The organism is Stieleria sp. (assembly GCF_041595215.1).
In the GTDB taxonomy this organism is placed as follows: Bacteria; Planctomycetota; Planctomycetia; order Pirellulales; family Pirellulaceae; genus Stieleria; species Stieleria magnilauensis.
On the sequence record NZ_JBFHKV010000990.1, the window covers coordinates 1 to 3,226 of the forward strand.

The following is a 3,226-nucleotide window of genomic DNA, read 5'->3' on the forward strand; positions in this document are numbered from 1 at the left end:
CGAGCACTCCTTTGCGTCGGACGAGGAAGCGGCGCGGCTGAAGGAAATCGACGCCCAGATCGCGGAGAAGAAAAAAGCGGCGGCGAGTTTTAAGAACGCAGCGATCGCCAAGATTCAAGCCGAAGCTCGAGACAAGGTGGCCGACTACCTGGCTGCCGCGGCACAATTCGAGGTCTCCGCGCCCCTGACCACCGTCGCGGAAATCGCCCAGCCGCTCGGGCTGCATCCCAGGATCCTGCACCACTGCCGCATGCATTTGGATTTCCATCGGGATGATCCGCTGTTGGTCCGGTGGCATCAATTGGCCGCCGAAGGAAACGTCGACGAGATCCGTCGGCACTATGGCGAGTTGTTTGACCGCGCGGAAAAGGCGTTTGCCGAGGCGAAGAAGCAGGATCCGAAAACGAAAACGCTGGACGATCCGACGTTGCAGGCCGCCCGATCCGCCTTGTTGGACCCCTCGGGGTTGTTGGCCGTTCCCTCCAAAGAAGCGTTCGCCTTCGACGAGCAAACGCTCGCGGAATACTATCGGTTGATGGATGAGGCGAGGGCCTTTGAAAGCGTCGCCGCCGACGAAACGGCAGCGATGGGGGTCGGCGAAGGAACGGTGGTGGCAGAGTTGCCGATCCACATCCGTGGCAGTTACAAGAACCTGGGCGATCCGGTCGCGCGGGAGTTTCCCGAAGTGATGCGACACTCCACGGTCCGGCCGATCTTTCCTAGCGGGCAAAGCGGTCGACTGGAACTGGCTCGTTGGATGGCCGACACAAGGCATCCCTTGACGGCCCGCGTGATCGTCAATCGCATCTGGGGATGGCACTTCGGCGAGGCGTTGGTGCGGACGACCGAGAACTTTGGACGTCTGGGCGATCGCCCGTCGCATCCGGACTTGCTCGATTGGTTGGCCAGGCGATTCATGGCCGGCGGTTGGTCGATCAAAGATCTGCATCGTCTGATTCTTCGGTCCAATGTTTATCGGCTCGCGTCGTCGCATCCGGAGGAACAGCGTTACGCGACGATCGATCCGGAAAACCGGCTGCTTTGGAAAGCGAACTTGAGGCGACTGGAAGCCGAGCAGATCCGCGATTCGATCTTGGCGGTCGGCGGACGTTTGAATCTTGAAATCGGCGGAAAAACGTTGCCGCTGCGAAATCGACAATTCGTGTTCAACCACACGTCCGAAGACCACACCAAATACGACAGCGTTCGGCGTGCGTTGTATCTGCCCGTGATCCGCAACAACCTGTACGCATTCTTCACACAGTTCGATTACCCGGATCCGACGATGCCCACCGGTTCACGCAACGCCACCGTGATTGCGCCACAGAACCTGCTGTTGATGAACGACGCTTTGGTAATGGAGTCGGCCGATGCGCTGGCGAAGTCGGTCCTGTCGCAGTCGAAAGAGGACACCGACCGTGTCGCCGATGCGTATCGACGGGCCGTCGGACGTGATCCGTCGCCACGCGAGACCGAACGCGTGCTTCGGTTCATCTCGCAGTTGACCGATGGTGCCGGTGCGAACGCAAACCGACAGCACGAGCAAGCCTGGTCGCTGTTCTGTCAAAGTCTGATGGCCAGCAACGAATTCATTTATCTACGTTAGGTTCATTGTGATGCAATCCCGACGACAGCTTCTGCGAAACTCGGCGATCGGATTCGGTCACTTGGCCTTTTCCGCGATGTTGGGCCAGGAAGCCTTGGCCGCGGAGAATCCATTGGCTCCCAAGGGGCCCCATTTTCCGGCCCGCGCCAAACGGATCGTGTTTCTGTTCATGAAAGGCGGTCCGTCGCACGTCGACACCTTTGACCCCAAGCCTCAATTGGACCGGGATGATGGCAAGGCGCCGCCGTTTGATTTGCCCGATGTCACGTTCGCCAAGCAGGGTAACTTGTTGAAGTCGCCATGGAAGTTCAAGCGATATGGCGAGAGTGGATTGCCGGTCAGCGAGCTGTTTCCCAACGTCGCCCGTCACGTGGATGACCTGTGCGTGTTGCGATCGGTGCATGGAACCAATCCCGCCCACGGCGGGGCTCTCTTGAAACTGCACACCGGCAGCGATCAATTTGTCCGGCCCAGCATGGGGTCTTGGTTGGTCTACGGGCTGGGGACCGAGAATGAAAACTTGCCGGCCTTTGTGACGATTTGTCCGACGTTGGCCCACGGTGGAGTCAACAACTGGGGCACTGCGTTCTTGCCGGCGCATTGCCAGGGCACGCCGATCGGCAATGCCAGCTTGCCGGCGACGGCGGCCAAGGTCAAGCACATTCGAAACGATCGCATCGCTCCCGATCTGCAGCGTCGACAACTGGACTTGATCGCGTCGATGAATCGGGAGCATCTCGAAATGGCCGGTCGCGACCAAGCGCTCGAAGGACGGTTGAACTCGTTCGAATTGGCCTACCGCATGCAAACCGCGATGCCGGAGATTCAGGATTTGGCGTCGGAGTCCGCAGCGACGCAGCGTCTCTATGGGATCGATGATCCGGTCACCGAAGATTTTGGCCGACAGTGTTTGATGGCGCGGCGGTTCCTCGAGCAAGGTGTTCGGTTTGTCCAGGTGACGCACAGTGACAGCGTCGTGCAGTGGGACCAGCACTCGGGGCTGTATCAAGGTCACACCAAGAACGCGGCCGAAGTCGATCGGCCGATCGCAGGGTTCCTGCAAGACTTAAAGGCACGGGGGCTGCTCGAAGACACGCTCGTCTTGTGGGGCGGCGAATTCGGACGCACACCGACGGCTCAGGGCAGCAACGGTCGCGACCACAACCCGCACGGGTTCACGATGTGGATGGCCGGCGGCGGGGTGAAGGGAGGCTACGCGTATGGTGCGACCGACGACTACGGTTACTACGCCGTGGAAAACAAGATGCACGTTCACGATCTGCACGCGACCATCTTGCACTTGATGGGGCTGGACCACGAACGGCTGACCTATCGCTACGCGGGACGAGACTTTCGCTTGACCGATGTCGAAGGCGTGGTGGCGAAAGACATCTTTGCTTGATGGAAATCAGCATTCCACAGTTGTCATCGGGTAATGGACGCGATCGCGATCTTCGTCATTTTAGTGATCGCAAATCCTGGCCACTTTTCTGCTCGACAACCACAACCCAAATTAGATGTGGTTGAAGCACTCGTCGTCTATCGCAGCTCAATTTTCGGGTAGTGGACGAGGCGACGAGTCCTTGCCAATATGCCGACGACAGAGGATCCGTCGCCTCG

Annotated in this window: 2 protein-coding genes; both read left to right on the forward strand. The window is 59.2% G+C overall.

Annotated features, from left to right (window positions below; genetic code table 11):
- Positions 1-1,606 (forward strand): DUF1553 domain-containing protein (locus tag ABX749_RS27190; RefSeq protein ID WP_372898788.1); only part of this gene is annotated, 1,606 nt, incomplete at its 5' end.
- Between the two features lie 10 nt (positions 1,607-1,616).
- Positions 1,617-3,008 carry a DUF1501 domain-containing protein gene (locus ABX749_RS27195; RefSeq protein ID WP_372898789.1) on the forward strand — a complete coding sequence of 464 codons (1,392 nt, stop codon included), beginning with the start codon at positions 1,617-1,619 and terminating at the stop codon, positions 3,006-3,008.
- Positions 3,009-3,226: the final 218 nt, after the last annotated feature.